The sequence below is a fragment of the Lysinibacillus sp. Bpr_S20 genome, from assembly GCF_023337835.1.
Classification (GTDB): domain Bacteria; phylum Bacillota; class Bacilli; order Bacillales_A; family Planococcaceae; genus Lysinibacillus.
This window is the reverse complement of sequence record NZ_JALNLQ010000002.1, coordinates 286,960-310,437: the sequence shown is the minus strand read 5'-3', so window position 1 is coordinate 310,437 and position 23,478 is coordinate 286,960. Positions and strand designations below refer to the sequence as shown.

Below are 23,478 nucleotides of genomic sequence, written 5' to 3'. Positions count from 1 at the left end.
GATAAAAAACCCCTTCTCTCATTTTACATGATAAAAGGGGTTAGATGTGCATATTCAACTTTCATTGATAATGATTTTTCGTCAATTTTCGCGCTTGTTTTAAATCTTTCTCTACACGCGCGTTTAAGCGTTTCTCTATTAGCTTGCCAATCCACCAAAGCACGACAATCGCAACAGCCGCAATAATCAGTCTTATAGGGCTTGTTAGGAGCGCCTTTAAATCGTAACCAAGCACACTCATACCTAAAATCATAACGAACTTCCCAGCCAATAACACCACTAAATAAAACTTTTTATGAATATGAGATAGCCCCGCTACAATGTTTACAATGACTGATGGCGTAAAAGGAAAACAAAGTAACACAAACAGCGGACTAATCCCATTCATATCTACCCATTTTATTAGCTGCTGTACTTTTTTACTGCCTGTTACAAATTTAAGCCTTGGATGCTTGCCATAATGACGGACAAGTAAAAATACTGCATAAGAACCAGCTGCAGAACCTATCCAAGATAATAAAAAACCTAACCATAAACCGAATGCACTCGCATTGGCAACAACGAACACGACCAAAGGTAAAAATGGTAAAAACGCTTCTATAAAAGGTAGTAATAAACCAATGACCGGGCCAAGCGTTCGATATTGCGCTGCAATTTGCTCAATATTGTCTACAGTAAACCATTCACTCACAATCGACACCTCTATTTATATTGCAATATTAAATGTAAAATCGTTAGCTTTTCCGAAGTATTTTTATACTCATGTGGCTGATGCCCTGAGAATACTAGTGTATCCCCTTCTTCCAGGAATTCATGCATCTCCCCAGCAGAAATGGTAGCTTGTCCTTGGATGACAGTTACGGTTTCCTCTACCCCTTCTGTATGAGCCTCACTCCTACTAAAAGCACCAGGCTCCATTTCAATCTTATAAAGCTCCCAGCCGCGTTCGGGATTATAAGGAATAATGGAATACACACGATAGCGTCCTTCATCTTCATCTACATGTGGTGCATCCTTACTACTATATTTCATGAAATGTGCTGTCGGTGCTTGCAATAGCGAAGAAAATGAAGTGCGCATTCCTGCAGCTATTTTCCAAATCGTTGATACTGTAGGATTTGCCTCTCCTTTTTCAATTTGTGCAAGTTGCGCTTTACTTACTCCTGTAGCCTTGGCAACATCATCTAAGCTTAAATGGCGCTGCTGCCGGATCTTCTTTAATTGGAATGCTAAATTCCGACTCATTTGTTCCATATTAATTCACCAATCTCTATTGTTTATTTTATAAGACATATGTATACTTTAATAAACATCAAGAACTATCAAACTATTCCATCATTAGTATACATGGAAATTTTTAAGAAAGGACGATCTATTTATGACAAGTACAACTGATTTTCAGAAGGACATAGTAAACACGCCAGATGATAGCTTTTTACAAGGCGTTAAAGATTGTATTCCCACTTTACTCGGTTATATTAGTATAGGACTCGCTTTCGGTGTTGTAGGTTCCGCTTCGGGCTTATCTGTACTCGAAATAGCACTTTTAACGATACTCATCTATGCAGGTTCCGCACAATTTATCTTTTGTGCACTTCTTTTAACAAATAGCCCTGCTTCTGCTATTATTGTAACCATTTTTGTTGTAAATTTACGCCATTTACTAATGAGTTTAACAATAGCCCCTCATTTCACACGCTACTCCATGCTAAGAAATGTTGGTTTCGGTACGTTATTAACCGACGAAACATTTGGTGTGGCAGTTACAAAGCAAATGCAAACGGGTAAGCTGCATGGCAAATGGATGGATGGCCTGAATATAACGGCTTATTCATTTTGGATTCTTTCTTGTGTAACTGGCGCATATTTAGGTCAATGGGTAGCAACTCCTGAGAAATGGGGCTTAGATTTCGCATTGATTGCTATGTTTGTGGCACTTCTTGTTCTTCAGCTTAGCAGTATAGGTAAAAATAAAATAATGCATTATCTTATGTTAATCGGCTATATGGTTGTCATTATGTATGGTCTTTCTTATATCGTGCCTTCGCATGTGGCTGTTCTTCTTTCAACAGTTATTGTAGCAACTATAGGGGTGGTGACAGATAAATGACGACGTCCGCTACTATGGTATGGCTCATCATTGGCTGTGCACTTGTTACCTGGCTACCACGTATTATTCCGTTTATATTCGTCCGAAATGTCAAACTACCAGAGGTTGTCTTAAAATGGCTAAGCTTTATCCCAGTTTGTATTTTGAGTGCTCTGGTAATTGAAAACTTACTGGATACTGAAAGCGGAAAAATTGTTTCACTCGATTGGCCTGTATTTATTACATTTGTGCCAACACTTATTATTGCACTTGTGACCAAAAGCTTATCTATTACAGTTGTAGCAGGGGTTATCATTATGGCAGCCGTAAGATTTTTCATGTAAAAAGGTCAGTCGTAAAAGTGAGAAAACTATCACTTTTTGACTGACCTTTTATAGTAACTTAAACTGTACCTTTGTTTTTTTTCATTTTACTGGCTAGCCAAAAGCCTACTGTTAATGAAAAAGCATCGATGACGAATATAATAGGTGGTGAAGTGTATCCCGCATAAACAGATGCCGCAATAAGCGCAATTGCCAATATGAAAGCAACATACCGGTTAAACGTAATTCTAGTAAACAATAATACGAGTAATGCTGGTAAAAATAACGCTAACATCATTTTCCCGAAAACATCCATCATATATCCCTCTGCTCAGCTAGTAATAATCCAATACGATAATGATCATTGCTATAGATAACATGCTGGGTTAAGCGAATTTCATTGTTACGATCTACTACTTCTAGACGACAATGTGCAGCATTTAATTGCAAAGCCTCGTATAAATCATTTTCAGTAAAAATGGCCTGACCGTTTACTTTACGAATACATTCACCTGCTAGCAAGCCCATTTTTTCAGCTGGTGAATCAGGTAAAACTGCCGCAATAATAGCTCCCTTTGAACTAGGAGCAACCGCATAAATGTCCGTTTTATCTTGCAACGCATAGTAGATTGAAATAATGATACGAATCACCGCACCAATTGCCAACGTGATAAAGCCGATAAATGGCTCCAAAGCTGCAGCAAGTCCACCTATTAAAATGAACTGCCCCAGTATGAGTACTGCTCGGCCAATTTTAGGCAATTGCAAAGCCGGTAATTCTTTTCTAGAAAGCTTTGAAAAGCCTAAAACAAGTGGAAATAGTACGAGTGCAAAGTTACTCTCCCCCAATGTAAATTGTGGCCAATAAGGGAAATCTACCGGTATAACATCCCCAGGTATGACAAAGAAAATAGGCAAAACCCATACATTTCTTGAACGATAGACAATTGCCTGCATACCTCTCTTCGTCTTTTCAATCCCCGGTGTCGTGACCCTCATGGCTGTTCGACGAATGAACATAGCCTCAGCAATCACACCTAGACCTGCTAAAATCGTAATCGTTATAATGGAACCATCTAATAAATTGACACCTTCTAACGAAATTTTCCACCAAGAAAATGTCCAATTATAATGGTACATCAACCACATAGCTAGCGTCGCAAGCCCCATCGTATAAATAGGTGACAGCGCATTGATGAAGAACAATAATAGCGCCAACACAGAAATAACGATTAAAATCATTAAAAAAGTTTTTGGTACAGTTAAACCTAAACCAACACTTATTAATGAAATAAGTAGGGCATTTAACCAACCATATTTCCATTGAACAATTAGCTCTGTCCAACCCCAAACAATACGTCTATTAAAAAATTTCCGCTCCTGCTTTACACGACGATAACCTAATAAAACCGCAAATAAAATTGCGATATACAATAATGGGTTAATTAAAAAGCGGCCAATCGCTGTTACAATTTCTATTAATATATCACTAACCATACGAACACCCGCCATTCTATCTTGAATACTATGAATTTATTGTATCAAACGACTACACTCTTGCGTAGTACAATCTAGTAGAAAGCTGCTATTCTTCCTTTTTTATCGTATTCAGCGGGTGTTATGTTAAATGAAATGGTTGCTCAGCTGTGTAGATGAACCATTAGAAGCCTCTTCCTCTGTACAAAAAAATAGTATTTATTCTTCAATATTGTGCAACAAAAAGCTTGTCGCCATTTGGAACTGTAAATCATTTTGACGATCCTCTTTATATTTTTTCAACGTTTCATTTAAGCTGTTAAAGAAGGTAGTGTCTATATTAAAATCACCTTCTGCCTTTTTCAATTTCTTATCTTCACGATAAAGCTTAACAGCCTCCTCCGTCGATTCATCCAAATAACCGTCTAAACGAGCAATTTTATAGCCTAGCTTTTTCAAAGCATTTTGTGTATAAGCAATTTCCTCACTCATATCGCCCGCTTTAAACTTTCCAGATAACGGATGCATTTGGAAAGCGAATAGTTCATTCGGTTCAACGACTAAATTAGCCTCAATACCTTGCCCATGAATCCATTCGCGCTTTGGTGTCAGCCATTTATTTGTGGACAATTTAAGCTCCCCACCATTTTTCAGAGACCAAGACTCCTGCACTGTTCCCTTCCCAAAACTCTTGACACCCACAAGGGAAGCACGTCCCCAGCTTTTTAAAGCACCACTCAATACTTCACTAGCAGATGCACTGCCCGCATTCTGTAAAACAACAATCGGCATTTTGTACATCGTTTGCAAATATTTTTCATCAAAGCTTTTTGATTCCGTTTTTAACGGTTCCATAGCACCTTCAGCATTTTGCATATAGGCAAACACTTTGCCATTCTCTAATACTGTGCTCAGTAGCGCTGCGACGCTATGTAAATAACCACCTGGATTATCCCGCACATCGATGACGATCCCCTTTACATCTTTCCGAAGCAACTTACTCGTTTCGGCAACCCACTCATTCGCCGTTTTCTCACCAAAAAGTGAGATTTCTACATAACCTATCGGCGTATTTTCTACATTCACTACTTCGCTCGTTACGGTTTTATTGGAAATTGCTGCTCGTTCCATCGTCATTTTAATATGTTTATCTTCACTTGGACGATAGACGACAATCGTTACTTTCGTTCCCTTTTCTCCTTGAATTAATTGCATTAATTCACTCATCTTTTTACCATCTACCCGAACACCATCAACTTGTACAATTTCATCAAGAGAGCGCATTCCTGCTTTATCTGCTGGGGACGAACGGACAGGAGACACAACAATAAATTTCCCGTTATTTTCAGTTAGCTCGATCCCAATGCCCACTCTTTCCTCGGCCAACATTTGTCGGTGTTGTTCTGCCTCTTCCTTCGAATAATAGGTGCTGTAAGGGTCCTTAATAGCATCTGCCATACCACGAAGCGCGCCCTCCACTAAAACATCCTTTTTCGTACTGTATACAGATTTTTTCTCAATTAAATTCAACGCTTCATTAATCGAATCAACCTCAGCAACAACCGGCTCCTTTTTATCCCCTAAATGAAACCAGTCAAAATAAATCCCACTACCTAGCAATAGACTACTGGCAAGTACGCCGAAACCAGCCATTATTTTGCGCAAACCTTCCCTCCTCCGTCTCTTTACTGTATGAATCTTATTTTTCAAACATACAAGATTCAGCTTCAAATAATTTGTTGAATACTATGATTTTTGTTTCGCGAGTATTCTATTGCAATTCACAAGTATTTATCTTCCTTGCGTGAGCATTCTATCAACAGTCGCGGGTATTTCCCTTCCTTCCGCGGGTATTCTATCAACATTCGCGGGTATTTTCCTTCCTTCCGCGGGTATTCTCGCCATTCGCGGGTATTTACCCTGCTTCCGCGGGTATTCTGTCCTCATTCGCGGGTATTTACCTTCCTTCCGCGGGTATTCATTCACAACTCGCGGGTACTAATATGTAAGGAAATATTTACATAAAAAAAATCTGCTTCGTTTCTTCCAGAAAACGAGCAGATTCTTCGAAATTTATGATTTGGTTAGTCTAATGCATCTACATAGCTTTTTAACATTTCTACATTCATCGGCCCTTTAATAGCACGTTGAATATATCCATTTGAATCAATAAAATAGGTTGTAGGAATGACTAATATTTGATAATCGAAGCCTACTGTGCCTTTCTGATCGAGTAAAATAGGAAATGTTAAATCGAAACTATCTCTAAATGTCATGACAGAATCTATTTTTGCGTCCTCTGTAACATCTCGTTCAGACGTTGTTAAATTGACAGCTATTATTTCTACATTATCTTTTTTAGCATATTGTTCATAATAATTTTGCATATGTGGCATTTCAGCTTTACATGGTGGACAATAGGTTGCCCAAAAATTTAACACGACTTTTTTTCCACGAAAATCACTCAAGGTCATGTCTTCGCCATCCAAACTTGTTAACGTAAAATCCGGTGGCGTATCTCCATTTTTCAATCCAACTTTTCGCTCTTCCATTTCTTTTCCTAAAGAAGCTGCTTCGATTTCACGATCCTTATCAATCTGCTGTTTAACATATGTACCAATCATCGCGACTACTAATAACACGACGATAAGTAGTCCAATATTTTTTTTCATTCCTTACCTCCGAATAATTTAGTTACGTCAGCAAAATGCTGTATTACTATACCTACTATAAGTAATAGGACGCTCACCCCAACAGCCGGTTGCCAAAAACCATGTGGCTGAAAGAAGGCAACAATCATTAGAGCAATCGTATATAAAAATAAAGCACGTTTGATCACTGTTATTTTCCATAGTATGAGGATTGTTACTGTACTTAGCACAATTAAAGTAATCCATTCGCTACTTGTTTGATTATCATTTAATAACACCACAAGCCATTGATAGATCGATTGCGTTAAAATGATCGCCCAAGTACAGGCAGTAATTCCAGTTGCGTCAAACCGATCTTTTTTGTTCTTCCGCCAAAGCTGTAGCGATGCTGCGATTGTTCCTAAAAAGACACCAATTGTTCCACCATTGAAATAAAGGAGCACAAATGGTTGAGCGATAACAGCTTTAAAATCAGTAATAATTATGCTGAATTTCCAAACGAGAATAAAGGTAAAAACGACGTCCCCATATACCTCCGCCCACCTCTTCGTAAATTGCACCCGTAAAACTAGCCATACAATGAAAAATGCCACAAGAAGAGCAACAGCTGTTGCCGGTAATGTTAATGTCCGAATAGAGAACCATTCTGTATTATTCAACTAATAAATCCTCCACAAGAAAAGATAGGTTCAGCATAGCATATAATCTTTCTAGGAACCGCCATTTTACACTGTGTTCAAAAAATCTCCCTGAAACATCAAAAAAATAGACTTTTTATGAGCAATTTTATTGAAATACCCTACAAGGTATTTAAGTGTAGTTTTATCCGTCGCTTTCAATTTACACAGAAATATAAAAAAAGCTATACATTAGAAAAATCCTAATGTATAGCTTGCACAATTTTTAGATTGGAATATATTTTAATGGATTGTCGCTTCCGACAGCTTGTCCTCTCCAAGGACCGATGTGCACTTCAAAGTGTAAGTGTGGTCCTGTTACACGTCCTGTATTACCCATGGCAGCAATTTGTTGACCTTGGGATACTACCGTGCCAACACCAACGTTAAAGGAACTTAAGTGTGCATACACTGTCGTATAGATTTGACCGTTGATAGAATGTGTAACGATGACACAATTACCATACGTGCTAAGTGGTGCAGCATATGAAACAACACCGTCAGCGGCTGCCCAAACTGGAGTACCAATACTATTGGCAAGATCAATACCATAATGGAACTCTGAACCGCCAAATTCACGCCAGCCATAAGTCGATGTTAAACGACCATTTGTTGGTTTAACCCAAGTACCACTCGATGGTGGAGCAGTGACTGTTGAAGACCCAGATCCAGCAGACCCAGCAGATCCCCCACCCTTATTACTTGAATTAGATGCCTTGGCTGCGGCTGCGGCCTTGGCTGCAGCTGCTTTACGTTTCGCTTCTTCTTGACGAGCAATTTCAGCTAAACGATTTTGCTCATTAATGATTTTTTGTTGTAATTCAGAACTGATCTCAAGCGCCTCAGAATATTCTTTCTCAAGCAATACTTTTTCTGATTTCAGCTTTTCTTGTTCTTTTTCTAATTGATCAATTAATTTGTTTTTCTCAGTTTTCTGTCCATCCAATGACGCTTTTAAACGATCAAGCTCAGCTTTTTTAGCTTCAAGCTTTTGGCGTTTTCCTTCTAAGACTTGTTTTTGTTCCTCTAATTTTTTCTTGTCTTCTTTTTGGTCGCGGATAATTTGTCGATCCGCTTCAAGCAATGTATTTACCGCAGAGAATCTATCAATAAAATCTACGAAGCTATTAGAACCAAGCAATACGTCTAAATAGCTAACGGAACCACCCGCTTGAATGGCACGAGCACGCTCCTCTAACAATAAATCACGCTCTTCAATTTTTTTCAGAAGCTCATTAATTGAATCTTCTAGCGCTTTTATATCTTTATTTGTAGATTGAATTTCTGTCCATACATCTTTAATATTATTATTCGTTTTGTCAATTTCGGCATTTAGTGTTTTAATTTGATCTAATAATTTTTGTTGCTTATTATCATTCTCAGAAATAGCATTTGATTTATTATTGATGGATGAGTTTAAGCCATTTTTCTTTGATTCAATTTGTTTTTTTTCATCTTTTAAATCCGATAAACTAGTTGCATACGCTGATGGAGTTTGGATAAAAAGAAATAGTGCAGATGCTGCAGCAAGTGTTTTCATTGAGTGTTTCGCCATACTTTTCACCGATTGAACTCCTTTTCGACTGTTTTTTGGTTGATTGTCATAAACGAAAGCTAAATTTTTAAGAACTTACGTACTGACATGAAACTTCCCCAAATTCCGATTAATACACCGATGAGTAATAGTAGACCGCTTACTTCGTACACAAGAGGTGAGAAATCAAGCACTTGAACAAGTTCGCCTTTTAATCGAGGCGCAATAATTTTATATACATTGTGGTAAAGGGTTGCGATGACCGCAATCGGAATAATAGAACCTAAAATTCCGAGCCACATTCCTTCTAATAAAAATGGGATACGCACGAATGAATTCGTTGCTCCGACAAGCTTCATAATTTCTATTTCATCACGACGTGCAATAATAGTAATTCGAATCGTGTTAGAAATTAAGAAGATCGCTGTAAATAATAATCCTAAAATAAGAACTATCCCTACGTTACGGCTAATATTTATGAAATTAAACAGCTTTTCTACTTTGCCTTCACCATACATAACTTCATGTGTATACTCAAATTTATCAATTTTTTTAGCAACAGTAGCTGTTTGCTGAGGATCAGAAGCCTTCACATAAATAACATTACGTAATGGGTTACTTTGCTCAAATAACTTAAAATCGTCCCCAAAGTCTTTTACTAATTTCGTTAATTCATTTTCCTTTGTCGAAAAGTTCATCTCTTCGACATCTGGCAATTTCTTGATTTTTTCCATGAGCGCTTTTTCAGCAGCTTTGTCCGCTGTTTCATCAATTAACACTTTAATTTCAACATCGTTCTCTAAATCAGATGCGACTTTATTTAAATTCATCATAATAAGCGCGAATACGCCTACTAATATTAATGTAACTGTAACTGCACTTACTGAGGCAATAGTCATCCAGCTATTACGGCCAAGGGACTTAAAACTTTCTCGGAAGTGACGTTTTAATGTATTAAATTTCATAGCCGTAGTCACCTCCGTGCTCATCACGGACAATCATTCCGCCTTCAATTGCAATTACTCGACGACGAATCGTATTGACGATTTCGCGGTTATGGGTGGCCATCACAATAGTTGTCCCTCTTGCATTAATTTCTTCGAATAAATTCATAATGTCCCAAGATGTCTCAGGATCCAGATTCCCAGTAGGTTCATCCGCAATAACGACTTTCGGCACATTCACAATAGATCGTGCAATCGACACACGCTGCTGTTCGCCACCTGAAAGTTCATTAGGGAACATTCTTGCCTTTTGCTTCAGTCCCACAAGCTCTAAAACTTCCATTACACGACGGCGAATTTCTATTGGGTCTTCCTCGATTACCTCTAGTGCAAACGCTACGTTTTCATAAACACTCAAACGAGGTAGCAGCTTGAAATCTTGGAAAACAACGCCAATTTGACGACGTAAATAAGGCACTTTTTTATTTTTCAATTCAGCTAAATTTATACCATTAACAGTAATTTCTCCAGAAGTAGCTTTTTCCTCACGGTACATTAATTTAATGAATGTAGATTTACCTGCACCACTGGGACCTACAACATAAACAAATTCACCTTGCTTTATGTTAACGGAAAGCCCATTTGTCGCAACAACGCCATTTGGGTACTTCTTTGTCACATTTTTCATTTCTATCATATCTAAACCACCTAAATCTCTTACCCTGTAAGAGGTATTTCGTTACCTATTATAGCATTCAATTTCTCCCTTTATTATTACAGTTTCATTTCATTACATGGTAGTTCCTGTTATTTCGTTATCAGATTGCCATAAAAGTATTATAATTTCGACATACAAAAAAACAGAATTCGATGCCATTTGAGGAAAGTCGATTTCTGCCTTTCTAACGTTTTTAAACAGCAAAAAAGCATTCAATGCTATGCTAGTGCGCATAGCCTGAATGCTTTTTGTACTTAAACATGCTGTTCGTCAGTTGTTGTGTAGCGTACTAAAACTGCACCTGTTTTAGATTCACCTTCGATAAATAGACGATTAGCATTCTCTACTTCTTTATCAAAACGTACTACTTTTGATAAAAATTGATCTTGCGATTCAATCTTTGAGGCATCTTGTATACCAACATCTACTTTACCAAAATTCGTAACAATTTTACCGCTTAACGATATTGTACGTGGCACATACAATTCAACAGCTCCTGCGACCGTTTGTGCTTTGATTTTCGATGAATTAGTTGAGCAAGTTGTAACAACAACATGTCCATTAACCGATTTTGCTTCAACTTCATCCAATGCGCCATCTAAATAAACACGGCCATTCATTGTTTCAGCCTCTAAATCTTTACCACGAACATTTGTTAATTCAATCGATCCATTAGATGAATCCACTTCTGCCTTTCCAAAGTTAAATTTAGAGCCTTTAATCGCACCGTTTAATGTCTTTACTTTTAATTGCTCGAAATCCGTATCTTGTAAAGTTACACTACCATTCATTAAACGTACTGATAACTTTTCTAATTTATCCTTTGGAACAAGTACTTTAACATTTGCTTGAACAAGCTTAAGTTGACTTAAAATTCGTAGTGAATCTCCATCTTCCTTCACAACGAATTGCTCTAGGAAGTTCGCACGCGTTTCTTCTTCGCTATCATTGATAAGTGGTGCCTTTACTTTGCAAATGACTTGGAAGCTATCTCCTTCAGCCGTTTCGACTGCAAAATTGCCATTCGGTAATTCAACAATTACTTTTTCTATATGCTCAGCTGCAACTTCTTCCGTATGTGTAAACTCGAATTTATCACCAAATGGGGAAGTTACATCAAATTCTTTGACCTTTTTTACCGCTGTATTCATCATATCCATAAAGAGTGAACCAATTTGTGTTAAATCTTTACGGAAATCTCGCATTTCTTCTTGGACGTATTTAGAGAAATCCTCATCTTTTTGCGGTTGTTCGTCTTTGTCATTTTTATCTTTAAATACTGACTCTTTTTCTGTTGGGGAATGTTGGCCCTCGTTTGACACATCATTCATAACATTTTGAGTGGACTTGCTAGGTTGCTCTAATGCTTCTAATAATGTAATCGCCTCTTGCGCTGAAATCGTTCCTTTTTCCACAAGTTCTAAAATTCGTTGACGTTCATTTTGCATAATTAAAATAGCCTCCCTCAGTTCGTTATATTATTTATACGAAACATATTGTGAAAAGTTTCACCAAAAAATGAGAAATTGGGAATATATCTTTTTTAGGTCCACTATCCGTTCCAGCTAGAGCACACAGCCTTCACTACAATCAATTTGTCCACATTATATACGTTTTATCAGAATGTCATCCAACTTTTGAAGTTTATCGACTAACTTTTATGATTTATCGACCAACTTTTGAGTTTTATCGACCAACTTTCACGTTTTATCACCCAACATTTGAGTTTTATCGACATCCACCTGCTGGGCACACAAAAATAATCAGTGGGGAAACATCCCCACTGATTAAAGTTTCATTTTATTGAGTAGCCTTGGCCAAAGCAGCTTCCATACGCGCACGATCTCTTGTTAATATTGGCTTTAAGTATTTACCTGTATAAGAGCCACTGGCTTCAGCGACTTCTTCTGGTGTACCTGTCGCCACAATCGTACCACCTTTGTCTCCGCCTTCTGGTCCTAAATCGATAATGTAGTCTGCTGTCTTGATGACATCTAAATTATGTTCGATGACTAGTACTGAATCGCCGTTTTCTACAAGACGTTGTAAAACAACGAGTAGGCGTGCAATATCATGTGCATGTAAACCGGTTGTCGGTTCATCTAAAATATAGAATGATTTACCTGTTGAACGACGGTGTAATTCTGAGGCTAATTTGACACGCTGTGCCTCACCACCAGATAAAGTTGTGGCAGGTTGTCCTAATTTCATATAGCCTAAACCTACATCCACGATCGTTTGTAACTTACGCTGGATTTTCGGTATATTTTCGAAAAATACAACTGCATTTTCGATCGTCATATCTAAAATATCTGCAATGCTCTTATCTTTATATTTCACTTCAAGTGTTTCACGGTTATAACGCTTCCCATGACAGACTTCACATGGTACGTAAACATCTGGTAGGAAATGCATTTCAATTTTTATAATACCGTCACCACGACAAGCCTCACAGCGGCCTCCCTTAACGTTGAAGCTAAAGCGACCTTTTTTATAGCCGCGTACCTTTGCTTCATTTGTTGCTGCAAAAACATCTCGAATATCATCAAAAACGCCTGTATACGTAGCAGGATTTGAGCGAGGTGTCCGACCGATTGGTGATTGGTCAATATCAATGACCTTTTCTAGCTCCTCAATGCCCGTTACTTCTTTATGTTCGCCAGGCTTCACCTTTGAACGATTAAGCTTTTGAGCTAATGACTTATATAAAATTTCATTAATTAGCGTTGATTTGCCTGACCCCGAAACCCCTGTAACCGCAACGAATAAACCAAGCGGTACATCAACCTTCACATTTCTAAGATTATTTTCCTTGGCACCTTTAATCGACAATTTGCGCCCATTCGGTTTGCGGCGCTCAATTGGCAGGGGAATAAACTTCTTGCCACTCAAATATTGCCCCGTTAAAGACTTTTCATTTTCCATGACTTCCTGCGGTGTTCCTGCCGCTACAATTTGACCACCATGCACACCTGCACCAGGACCAACATCAATGAGATAATCTGCCGCTAGCATTGTATCTTCATCGTGTTCGACAACAATCAGCGTATTGCCGATATCACGCATATTTTGCAGCGTACTAATAAGACGATCATTATCCCGTTGGTGCAAGCCAATTGAAGGCTCATCTAAAATGTAGAGGACACCTGTTAAGCGTGAGCCAATTTGTGTCGCAAGACGAATCCGTTGAGCTTCTCCCCCTGACAATGTTCCTGCCGCTCGACTTAACGTTAAATAATCTAACCCAACATTGACAAGGAAACCCAGTCGCTCTTCAATTTCGCGTAACACAAGTCGAGCAATTTTCATATCCTTTTCTGATAAATCCAGCTCTTTGAAAAATGTATCAGCGTCCTGAATCGAATACTGTGTAACTTCACCAATATGCTTATCTGCTAGTTTTACAGCTAATGTTTCAGGCTTTAAGCGATAGCCTTTACAAGATGGACATGCTTGCTGCGCCATATATTTTTCCATTTGTTCACGCACATAATCAGACGTTGTGTCCTTAAAACGACGTTCTACATTACGTACAACACCTTCGAATTCAATCATTTGATCTCGCACATTGCCAAACTCATTTTCATAATGGAAGTGGATTTTATCTTTCCCTGAACCATATAAAATTTTATCCATCTTTTCTTTCGGAAGATCCTTTACTGGGACGTCCATCGGGATTTCATAATGATCGCACACAGCCTTTAATAATTGTGGATAATACTGTGAACTTGTTGGCTCCCACGGTGCGATCGCATGCTCTAATAAACTACGATCCCAATCAGGCACTACTAGGTCAAGATCGACCTCTTGTGTCGAGCCTAAACCATCACAGCTTGGACAAGCTCCAAATGGACTATTGAATGAAAACATGCGTGGCTCCAGCTCACCGATTGAAAATCCACATAATGGGCAAGCATGGTGCTCACTAAATAATAATTCCTCATGCTCCATGACATCAACAAGTACACGCCCATCTGCCAAACGTAATGCTGTCTCTAAGGAATCACTCAAACGTGCCGCAACACCTTCCTTCATCACAACACGATCGACCACTACTTCAATTGAATGCTTTTTGTTTTTATCAAGTTCAATGGCATCATCTAAATCACGCAGTTCACCGTCGATACGTACACGGACAAATCCTTGCTTTTTTAAATCTTCCAGTAGCTTAACATGTGTTCCCTTACGTCCTGATACCATTGGAGCAAGCAACTGCATTTTCGTTCTTTCCGGATAAGATAGTAAACGATCGACCATTTGCTCAATCGTTTGGGAGGTAATTTCAATACCATGATTCGGACATATAGGCTTCCCAATGCGCGCATAGAGCAAACGTAAATAATCATAGATTTCCGTTACTGTCCCAACTGTCGAACGCGGGTTACGGCTCGTCGTTTTTTGATCGATTGAAATAGCAGGGGATAATCCCTCTATCGCATCGACGTCTGGTTTATCCATTTGACCAAGGAATTGACGGGCATAGGCTGAAAGAGATTCTACATATCGACGTTGCCCCTCGGCATAAATCGTATCGAACGCTAATGATGATTTCCCTGAGCCCGATAAACCTGTTAGCACGACTAATTGATCGCGTGGAATTGTGACATTGATATTTTTTAAATTATGTGCTCGTGCGCCTTGCACGACGATTTCAGTATTTTTCACAAGCCATTCACCCTTCTACCTTCAATTCAAATATTGTATCGCGCAGCTCAGCAGCACGTTCGAAATCGAGTGCTTTTGCTGCTTCCTTCATTTCTACTTCTAGAGAAGCGAGTAACTGCTCTCTTTCCGCCTTTGTCAGCTTCTTACCTTTTGTTGCCTTCGTGACATAAGACTCTTCTTCCTCTGCCACCTGTGTCGCACGAATCACATCAGGAATTTTCTTCACAATCGTTTTCGGTGTAATGCCATGTTCTTCGTTATAAGCCATTTGCAATGTTCGACGACGCTTCGTTTCCTCAATCGCCTTTTTCATCGAATCCGTCATATTATCTGCGTACATAATGACATGACCATTGGCATTACGTGCGGCACGTCCGATCGTTTGAATTAATGAACGCTCTGAACGTAAAAATCCTTCCTTGTCAGCATCTAAAATTGCTACAAGGGAAACCTCAGGTATATCTAGTCCTTCTCGCAATAAGTTAATGCCGATTAGCACATCATACGTACCTTTACGCAGCTCACGAATAATTTCAATTCGCTCTAATGTCTTAATCTCTGAATGCAAGTACTCGACCTTTAAGCCCATTTCTTTTAAATAAGCAGATAAATCCTCTGACATTTTTTTCGTCAATGTTGTCACAAGCACTCGTTCATTACGAGCAATACGACCTTGAATCTCATCGATTAAATCATCAATTTGACCTTCTATTGGACGTACGTCAATTTGTGGATCTAGCAATCCAGTTGGACGAATAATTTGCTGTACCATCTCTGGAGAATGCTCAAGCTCATACGGGCCAGGTGTAGCAGAAACATAAATAGCTTGATGAATATGTTTCTCAAACTCTTCAAAACGTAAAGGTCGGTTATCAAGTGCTGATGGTAAACGGAATCCATGCTCTACTAACATACCTTTACGTGCTTGGTCACCATTATACATTCCTCGAACCTGTGGCAATGTCACGTGACTTTCGTCAACAACAAGTAAGAAATCATCAGGGAAGTAGTCAAGTAACGTATACGGTGTTGCTCCTGCTTCACGCAATGTCAAATGACGTGAATAGTTTTCAATACCTGAACAAAAGCCCATTTCACTCATCATTTCTAAATCATAGCGAGTACGTTGCTCTAACCGCTGTGCCTCCAATAATTTATCCTCTGCACGTAAAAGAGCTAAACGCTCCTCCAACTCTTTTTCAATATTTTCAATGGCTTTTCGCATTTTTTCTTCTCGCGTAACGAAGTGGGATGCTGGGAAAATAGCTATATGTTCACGATCTGCTAATATTTCACCCGTTAGCGCATCCACCTCGCGAATTCGATCGATCTCGTCCCCAAAAAATTCAACGCGAATACAATGCTCATCACGAGATGCCGGGAAAATTTCCACAACATCACCACGTACTCGAAACGTCCCACGTGTAAAACTTACATCATTACGCTCATACTGTACATCGACCAACTTTCTAAGCAACTCATTGCGTTCAATTTCCATTCCAGTACGAACCGATACGACCATTTCACGATATTCTTCTGGAGAACCTAAACCATATATACAGGACACGGATGCAATAATAATGACATCATCACGCTCGAATAATGCAGATGTTGCAGAGTGACGTAACTTATCAATTTCATCATTAATGCTTGAATCCTTTTCGATATAAGTATCCGTCTGCGGTACATATGCCTCTGGCTGATAGTAATCATAGTAGCTAACAAAGTATTCAACTGCATTATTAGGGAAGAACTCTTTAAACTCACTATATAATTGACCCGCAAGTGTTTTATTGTGTGCCATAATAAGTGTCGGTTTTTTTACCTGTTTAATGACATTAGAAATCGTAAACGTTTTCCCTGTTCCTGTTGCACCAAGCAATGTTTGATGACGTTTCCCCGCACGTACACCCTCTACTAATTCCGCAATTGCCTGTGGCTGATCCCCATTAGGCTGATATGGCGCTTGTAAATCAAATGTTTGCACACATGTCCCCGCCCTTTCCTTCCAATTTGTACATATATTTTAGCATAGCATTATTAAAATTTCGAACATTTAACGAACGAATGTTTGTAAAAGTTTTTCCGTTTGCTATATTTAAGATGATTCAGACAGAACATATGTACCGAAATGTTTAATTACAGCCTATCTATAAATAGATTACCCTTTCCAAATGTTAGCTAATCGAGATGGGCGAATGTAAATGCATAACATAGAGGGGATTTGATTGAATCAATGGGGAAATGATCAGGTTACCGCTAGATATGATCAGCTTGGATGATAAAATGATCGGGTTACCGCTAGATATGATCAGCTTGGTGATAAATTGATCGGGTTGCTGCTAGATATGATCAGCTTGGGTGATAAATTGATCGGGTTACTGCTAGATATGATCAGCTAGCACAAATTAGCAAAAAAATCCCACTCTCCAATAACAGAGAGCGGGCTCGTCATATTATTCACTTGCATCTTGGTGTAAATCTACTAGTTCGGCTGCGTATAGATGAAATGCCTTTTCATCTTTTTCATCGAGTGCTCTATCTATCAGAACCATGAGCTGCTCTTCACGATGCATACGCTGGATATGATTTAAAAATAAATCTAAATAAATCTCGTTTAATAATTTCTCTGCCTCATCAACTTTCTTTGACTGACCAACGGCTTTTAGAAAATCTGTATACGAATAATATTTATCCAACGATCTCACCTCGATCCTTTTCTAAATTATAAGAAAATTGAAATTAAAATGCAATGCTTAAGAACTGAAAATCATTTCGATTTACTATTAATCTTGTGCAATTTCAAGCAATTCCTCTATGCAATTACTTGATATATCAATGGTTTTCTGAATTTATTTATATTTTCTGAATTTTATTTTATGTTTTACACTTCACTTAACAAATAGAAAAAGGAGGCTTACATAGATGTCAGCAAACTACGTCAATGGATATTTAATGTCTTTCAACACCTATTTACTTCAGCCGGTTCAGTATGACTCAAAAATTTTCACACGGGTAATTGATAAGCATAATGAACTGATCGTCACAAGGAAACCAATGCATATATTACGAAAATCTTGTGTTTCACTAGGAACAACCTATGAAGCTGCAAAACATTCTGCCAAACGCTTTTTCGGTAATCAACATAAGCTTCCAATTGTTGTTGCTTTTGATTATGGTTATCCTTGTATTTTCCTACCAACGTATTCACCAAACTCTATCCACAATATTTGGATCGGACTTCACGCCATTTCAAATATTGTACCAAGTAAAATGGGCTGTATCGTTACATTGACAAATGGTAAACAGATTGAACTGCCTATTCAATATGCTTCGATTAGTAAGCAATTTGTCAATGCATCGATGCTTTATAAGCATTACATGAATGAGCGTAAGCAGCTTAGTCAAGACACGCCTTTTCCTCCACCTTTTTAACTTCTTAAAGGCGTAATGCCTTCGACGGATGTCACGGAATTGGCAAGGCGTTCATAAGGATATTCGCCTAAAAGCATCACATGCAATAACAGCTAACTGGCCTGCATCATGCTGTTTTTGTTGTTGTTGTTGCTGTCGCTTTCGCACAGATAAAAACGTGTTGCTGTCGCGCAAAAAACATTTGAAGGCCTAAGCACAAACCCGATTCCGGACGCAATAATGCCGAGTTATAATAATTGATGTAGAATCATAAAAAAACCCCCTCAAAAGCACATTTTAGCTGTGCTTTCTGAGGGGATTACATTAACCGATTTTTGAACGTAAATAGGCATGAATGAATGGATCTACATCACCATCCATCACCGCTCCTACATTACCTGTTTCTTCATTTGTACGATGATCCTTCACCATTGAATATGGGTGGAATACATATGAACGAATTTGTGAGCCCCAGCCGATTTCCTTCTGTTCACCACGGATTTCATCAAGCTGCGCCTGCTGCTTTTCAATCTCTAATTGATAGAGTTTCCCTTTTAACATCGTCATGGCTTTTTCTCGGTTTTTAATTTGCGAACGTTCTGCCTGACATTGTACGACTGTACCAGTAGGGACGTGCGTAATACGAACAGCTGAATCTGTCGTATTAATATGCTGACCACCTGCACCTGTTGCACGATACGTATCAATTTTTAAATCCTCTGTACGAATATCAATTTCAATATTGTCATCGAATTCAGGCATAACATCACAAGAAACGAAAGACGTATGACGACGACCTGAAGAGTCAAACGGTGAAATACGTACTAAACGATGAACACCTTTTTCTGCTTGCAAATAGCCGTAAGCATTATGCCCCTTAATGGACAATGTGACAGATTTAATCCCCGCTTCATCGCCCGGAAGATAATCCACTGTCTCGACTTTAAAGCCACGTTTTTCCGCCCAGCGTGTGTACATACGTAGCAGCATTGAGCCCCAATCCTGAGATTCCGTCCCACCTGCTCCTGGGTGTAGCTCTAAAATCGCATTATTTTGATCGTATGGACCGCTTAATAGTAATTGCAGCTCAAAATTACCCATTTTTTGCTGGAATTCTACTAATTCATTGCCTAGCTCCTCCTGCAATTCTTCATCGGGCTCTTCTCGCAATAGCTCTAGCGTCATATCTAGATTCTCGTATGTTTCCAATAAATCGTTATACTCGTTCACAATTGCCTTTAAGCCATTACTCTCATTAATGATGACCTGTGCCCCTTGCTGATCATCCCAAAAGCCTGGCTCAAGCATCATTTCATCTAATTCCTGAATACGTGCCTCTTTGTTTTCTAAGTCAAAGAGACCCCCTAAAATCCGCCAATTTTTTGGCTGAAGTGTCTAACGCGTTACGTACATCTGCTAATTCAATCATTGTTAAATCCTCCGAACATTATTAGTGGGGCAAACCGATGATAGAAGTTTAAAAATCCGATTCCTTCAAGCCCCGATCTCTTTATTATAACGTTTTTACGGCGGAAAACATACTTTTTTACAATACAGACTTCATTTCAACCTTTTTCAGCTTCATCTTCAAAAATAACGTTGTTCGCCACTCGTTGGAATACTTTCCCTTGATCAAATTGAACTAGCAAATTCTTTGTTCGTTTCTCCAGCTTATATTTTAGTAAAAACGCTCTTTGGACTCTATTTTCAAATGATCTGATACTTAAATCCACACAATCTTCATAGCCGTTCAAAAAAGTTACTTTTGTATTCTTTTTATCGACTGCTTGGTAATCCTTAATATGATGAACGGCAAACCATTTACATTCGGGTCTTACATATGATTTACTTGGAAACCATATAATACTACTTTGTTCATGAACAACGATTGGATTCTGATTCAGCTTCCCTAGTATCATCCTCGAGCCATCGAAAGCCCCTCTTAAGCTTGAACCAAAATACCGGAGATTATAATCTATTAATTTTGTCGGTGCTAATTTTGATACATATTCGTAATGCCTTTCTATTACACGTGTATACAGATTTCCTTGGGCATCATACTCCGGTATATACAGCATCGTTTCACTACTCATAATGTCATCACTATGCATGTCAATCCCCCTTTTATTCACTAAGAAATATATTGATATACTCCAATGCATTTCCCCGAGAAGGTTCTCGGGGGTTTTATTTCACACACATGCATCACTCCTATCAGACCTTTTTGACTACTATAAAATTTATAATAAATTAGAAAAAAGTTATAAACATTACCCTTTTCATTGAACTTTTTACCTATTGTTGTAGTATTTTGTATCTTTTATCTGAATTTTCGAATATTTAAATCTATTTTATCTCTGATTGAAAATTCGCTTCACTCTCCCGCTGACTGACTAGCAATTATCCTAAAACATAAAAAAAGATCATTTTAACATACTGTTAAAATGATCTTTTCCGTCATCATACACTTATTGTGCTGCACCATGGCAGTTTTTAAATTTCTTACCGCTGCCACATGGGCATAAATCATTACGTCCGATATTTTCAGCTTTACGGACAGGTTTCTTTTTCGGAGCGGATTCGCCATCCTCTTTCGGATTAACTGCTTGACCTTTTGCAACTTCCTCACGCTCTAAATTATTATGAATCTCTGCCTTCATCGCATATTTTGCTACATCTTCGCGAATGGAAGCAACCATATCTTCAAACATAGCGAAGCCTTCTTGTTGATACTCACGAAGCGGGTCATTTTGACCATAGGCACGAAGATGGATACCTTGACGTAGCTGATCCATCGCATCAATATGGTCAATCCACTTCGTATCAATTGAACGTAGTAAAATAACCTTTTCGAATTCACGCATACGCTCTGATGTAAGCTGTTCTTCTTTTTCATCATAACGTACTTGGACAGCGTTCGAAATTAATTGGTTAATCTCTTCTGCAGATTTACCTTGGAAATCTTCCACCTTCAGAACGCCTTCATCTAATAAGTTTGCTGATACATAGTCATCAATTGCTTTTAAGTGCCAATCTTTTTGCTCACCTTGCGTATACAATGCAACAACGTTGTCGATCGTTTCTTGAATCATCGACTCAACGAGGACACGCATGTTTTCTGTTTCTAATACGTCATAACGCTCTTGATAAATAATCTCACGTTGCTGACGTAACACATCATCATATTGTAATAAACGTTTACGAGCGTCGAAGTTATTACCTTCAACACGTTTTTGAGCTGACTCCACTGCTCTTGAAACAACTTTTGATTGTAATGGCTGTGAATCATCCATTCCCAATTTCATCATCATGTTCTTCATATTATCGGAGCCAAAACGACGCATTAATTCATCTTCTAGTGACAGATAGAATTGCGTAATCCCTGGGTTCCCTTGACGACCAGAACGACCACGTAGCTGATTATCAATACGACGAGATTCATGACGCTCTGTACCAATGACAGCTAAACCGCCAAGCTCCAAAACACCTTCTCCAGGTTTAATGTCCGTACCACGACCAGCCATGTTCGTCGCGATTGTTACGGCACCTTTCGTACCAGCATTCGCAATAATTTCAGCTTCGCGCTCATGGTTTTTCGCGTTTAAGACGTTATGTGGAATTTTATGTTTATCTAATAATTTTGAAATTATTTCAGACGTTTCAATGGCAACAGTACCAACAAGAACAGGTTGTCCTGCTAGATGGCGCTCTGCAATATCTGCCGCCACCGCTTTATATTTTCCTTCCATCGAAGCAAAAATTAAGTCCGGACGGTCATCACGAGCAATCGGCTTATTCGTTGGAATCGCCACAACACTCATATTATAAATATTACGGAATTCTTCTTCCTCTGTTTTCGCTGTACCTGTCATACCCGAAAGCTTTTGATACATACGGAAGTAGTTTTGGAACGTAATTGTCGCCATTGTCATCGATTCATTTTGAATCTCTACGCCCTCTTTAGCCTCGATTGCCTGATGTAGACCATCTGAGTAGCGGCGACCTTTCATTAAACGACCTGTAAAGCTATCAACAATAACGATTTCGCCCTCTTGTACAACATAATCAACATCATTATGCATACTGACATGTGCCTTTAACGATTGGTTAATTGCATGGTTTAGACGTACATGCGTTAAATCAAATAGGTTATCAATGCCAAATGCTTTCTCCGCTTTTTCAACACCAGCATCTGTCAACGTTACACCCTTTGTCGACTCTTCATATGTGTAATCCGTTTCCGCACTTAACATACGAACAAACGCATTAGACTGTTTATAAAGCTGCGCTGATTTCCCAGCCTGTCCCGAAATAATTAATGGCGTACGCGCTTCATCAATTAAAATCGAGTCAACCTCATCGATGACCGCAAAATGTAACGGACGTTGTACACGTTCCTCTTTATAAAGCACCATATTATCACGTAAATAGTCAAAGCCAAGCTCATTGTTTGTACTATACGTAATATCCGCTTCATAAGCTGCACGTTTTTCTTCTTTCGATAAACTATTCAAGTTTAAACCAACCGTTAAGCCTAAGAAATTATACAAATGCCCCATTTCCTCAGCATCACGACTCGCTAAATACTCGTTGACTGTGACAACATGTACGCCTTTACCAGTAATAGCATTTAAGTAAACAGCCATCGTAGCCGTTAACGTTTTACCTTCACCAGTTTTCATCTCTGCGATATTACCTTCATCTAATGCAGCAGCACCCATAATTTGAACACGGAATGGGTACATCTCTAATACACGTTTAGACCCTTCTCGACAAACGGCAAAAGCTTCCGCACGAATCGACTCTAAACTCTCTCCATCGGCATAGCGCTGTTTAAATTCTTCTGTTTTCGCTTGTAATTGATCATCTGAAAGCTGTTCCATTTGGGAAGCGAATCCCTCAACCTGGTCAGCGATTTTTTCTAATTTTTTTAGTTCACGTTTATTGAAATCAAATAATTTATTTAATAGGTTTACCATGAATTTTT

General features: G+C 38.6%; 20 protein-coding genes. 3 read left to right on the top strand and 17 right to left on the bottom strand.

The window, feature by feature from the left end:
* Positions 1-61 precede the first annotated feature (61 nt).
* Together MWJ95_RS05985 and MWJ95_RS05980 are read right to left on the bottom strand one after the other, a co-directional pair.
* Positions 62-691 (bottom strand): TVP38/TMEM64 family protein, encoded by a 630-nt coding sequence (locus tag MWJ95_RS05985; protein ID WP_249073419.1) that lies wholly within the window; start codon positions 689-691, stop codon positions 62-64.
* 11 nt (positions 692-702) lie between these two features.
* Positions 703-1,254, bottom strand: a complete 552-nt coding sequence (locus MWJ95_RS05980; protein WP_249073420.1) for a helix-turn-helix domain-containing protein — start codon at positions 1,252-1,254, stop codon at positions 703-705.
* Between the two features lie 124 nt (positions 1,255-1,378).
* Here MWJ95_RS05980 and MWJ95_RS05975 point away from each other — a divergent pair, with 124 nt between their 5' ends.
* Both MWJ95_RS05975 and MWJ95_RS05970 read left to right on the top strand, forming a co-directional pair.
* Positions 1,379-2,110, top strand: coding sequence for an AzlC family ABC transporter permease (locus tag MWJ95_RS05975; protein ID WP_249073421.1), 732 nt, complete (start codon positions 1,379-1,381; stop codon positions 2,108-2,110).
* A complete protein-coding gene (locus MWJ95_RS05970) occupies positions 2,107-2,433 on the top strand; it encodes an AzlD domain-containing protein (protein WP_249073422.1) in 327 nt (108 codons plus the stop codon). The genes MWJ95_RS05975 and MWJ95_RS05970 overlap by 4 nt, the downstream gene beginning before the upstream one ends.
* 58 nt (positions 2,434-2,491) lie before the next feature.
* Here MWJ95_RS05970 and MWJ95_RS05965 read toward each other — a convergent pair whose 3' ends face one another.
* The 12 genes from MWJ95_RS05965 to MWJ95_RS05910 all read right to left on the bottom strand — a co-directional run bounded on the left by MWJ95_RS05965 (position 2,492) and on the right by MWJ95_RS05910 (position 17,776).
* On the bottom strand, positions 2,492-2,728 hold the full coding sequence (locus tag MWJ95_RS05965; RefSeq protein WP_249073423.1) for a DUF2198 family protein: 237 nt from the start codon (positions 2,726-2,728) through the stop codon (positions 2,492-2,494).
* Positions 2,728-3,909: a PDZ domain-containing protein gene (locus MWJ95_RS05960; protein WP_249073424.1), complete on the bottom strand. Its 1,182-nt coding sequence runs from the start codon at positions 3,907-3,909 to the stop codon at positions 2,728-2,730. Before MWJ95_RS05960 ends, MWJ95_RS05965 begins: the two co-directional genes overlap by 1 nt.
* Before the next feature lie 198 nt (positions 3,910-4,107).
* The gene (locus MWJ95_RS05955; protein ID WP_249073425.1) at positions 4,108-5,553 is read right to left on the bottom strand and encodes a S41 family peptidase; all 1,446 of its coding nucleotides are present in this window, start codon (positions 5,551-5,553) and stop codon (positions 4,108-4,110) included.
* Positions 5,554-5,972: 419 nt separating this feature from the next.
* Positions 5,973-6,560: a redoxin domain-containing protein gene (locus tag MWJ95_RS05950; protein WP_249073426.1), complete on the bottom strand. Its 588-nt coding sequence runs from the start codon at positions 6,558-6,560 to the stop codon at positions 5,973-5,975.
* Entirely contained in the window at positions 6,557-7,198 is a 642-nt protein-coding gene (locus MWJ95_RS05945) for a hypothetical protein (protein ID WP_249104749.1), read from the bottom strand. The genes MWJ95_RS05950 and MWJ95_RS05945 overlap by 4 nt, the downstream gene beginning before the upstream one ends.
* Before the next feature lie 244 nt (positions 7,199-7,442).
* A complete protein-coding gene (locus MWJ95_RS05940) occupies positions 7,443-8,780 on the bottom strand; it encodes a murein hydrolase activator EnvC family protein (RefSeq protein ID WP_249104747.1) in 1,338 nt (445 codons plus the stop codon).
* Between the two features lie 50 nt (positions 8,781-8,830).
* Positions 8,831-9,715 (bottom strand): permease-like cell division protein FtsX, encoded by an 885-nt coding sequence (gene ftsX / locus MWJ95_RS05935; RefSeq protein WP_249073429.1) that lies wholly within the window; start codon positions 9,713-9,715, stop codon positions 8,831-8,833.
* Positions 9,705-10,391: a cell division ATP-binding protein FtsE gene (gene ftsE / locus MWJ95_RS05930; RefSeq protein ID WP_249073430.1), complete on the bottom strand. Its 687-nt coding sequence runs from the start codon at positions 10,389-10,391 to the stop codon at positions 9,705-9,707. Before ftsE ends, ftsX begins: the two co-directional genes overlap by 11 nt.
* Before the next feature lie 275 nt (positions 10,392-10,666).
* Positions 10,667-11,860 (bottom strand): DUF4097 family beta strand repeat-containing protein, encoded by a 1,194-nt coding sequence (locus tag MWJ95_RS05925; protein ID WP_249073431.1) that lies wholly within the window; start codon positions 11,858-11,860, stop codon positions 10,667-10,669.
* 352 nt (positions 11,861-12,212) lie between these two features.
* On the bottom strand, positions 12,213-15,077 hold the full coding sequence (gene uvrA, locus MWJ95_RS05920; RefSeq protein ID WP_249073432.1) for an excinuclease ABC subunit UvrA: 2,865 nt from the start codon (positions 15,075-15,077) through the stop codon (positions 12,213-12,215).
* A 7-nt stretch (positions 15,078-15,084) separates the two neighbouring features.
* On the bottom strand, positions 15,085-17,064 hold the full coding sequence (gene uvrB, locus MWJ95_RS05915) for an excinuclease ABC subunit UvrB (protein WP_249073433.1): 1,980 nt from the start codon (positions 17,062-17,064) through the stop codon (positions 15,085-15,087).
* 469 nt (positions 17,065-17,533) lie between these two features.
* Positions 17,534-17,776 carry an IDEAL domain-containing protein gene (locus tag MWJ95_RS05910; protein WP_249073434.1) on the bottom strand — a complete coding sequence of 81 codons (243 nt, stop codon included), beginning with the start codon at positions 17,774-17,776 and terminating at the stop codon, positions 17,534-17,536.
* Positions 17,777-18,002: 226 nt separating this feature from the next.
* On the opposite strand from MWJ95_RS05910, the gene MWJ95_RS05905 reads away from it, so the two are divergent.
* Positions 18,003-18,512: a competence protein ComK gene (locus tag MWJ95_RS05905; RefSeq protein ID WP_249073435.1), complete on the top strand. Its 510-nt coding sequence runs from the start codon at positions 18,003-18,005 to the stop codon at positions 18,510-18,512.
* Between the two features lie 303 nt (positions 18,513-18,815).
* On the opposite strand, the gene prfB is transcribed toward MWJ95_RS05905, so the two are convergent.
* The 3 genes from prfB to secA form a co-directional block, all read right to left on the bottom strand.
* Positions 18,816-19,920 (bottom strand): peptide chain release factor 2 gene (gene prfB / locus MWJ95_RS05900; RefSeq protein ID WP_283164646.1). Its coding sequence is split into 2 segments (ribosomal slippage): positions 18,816-19,844 and positions 19,846-19,920, totalling 1,104 coding nucleotides; the frame shifts between segments, so codons are not numbered across the junction.
* A 136-nt stretch (positions 19,921-20,056) separates the two neighbouring features.
* A complete protein-coding gene (locus tag MWJ95_RS05895; protein WP_249104745.1) occupies positions 20,057-20,602 on the bottom strand; it encodes a competence protein ComK in 546 nt (181 codons plus the stop codon).
* A 357-nt stretch (positions 20,603-20,959) separates the two neighbouring features.
* Complete coding sequence (secA, locus tag MWJ95_RS05890; protein WP_249073437.1) at positions 20,960-23,470, bottom strand: preprotein translocase subunit SecA; 2,511 nt, start codon at positions 23,468-23,470, stop codon at positions 20,960-20,962.
* Positions 23,471-23,478: the final 8 nt, after the last annotated feature.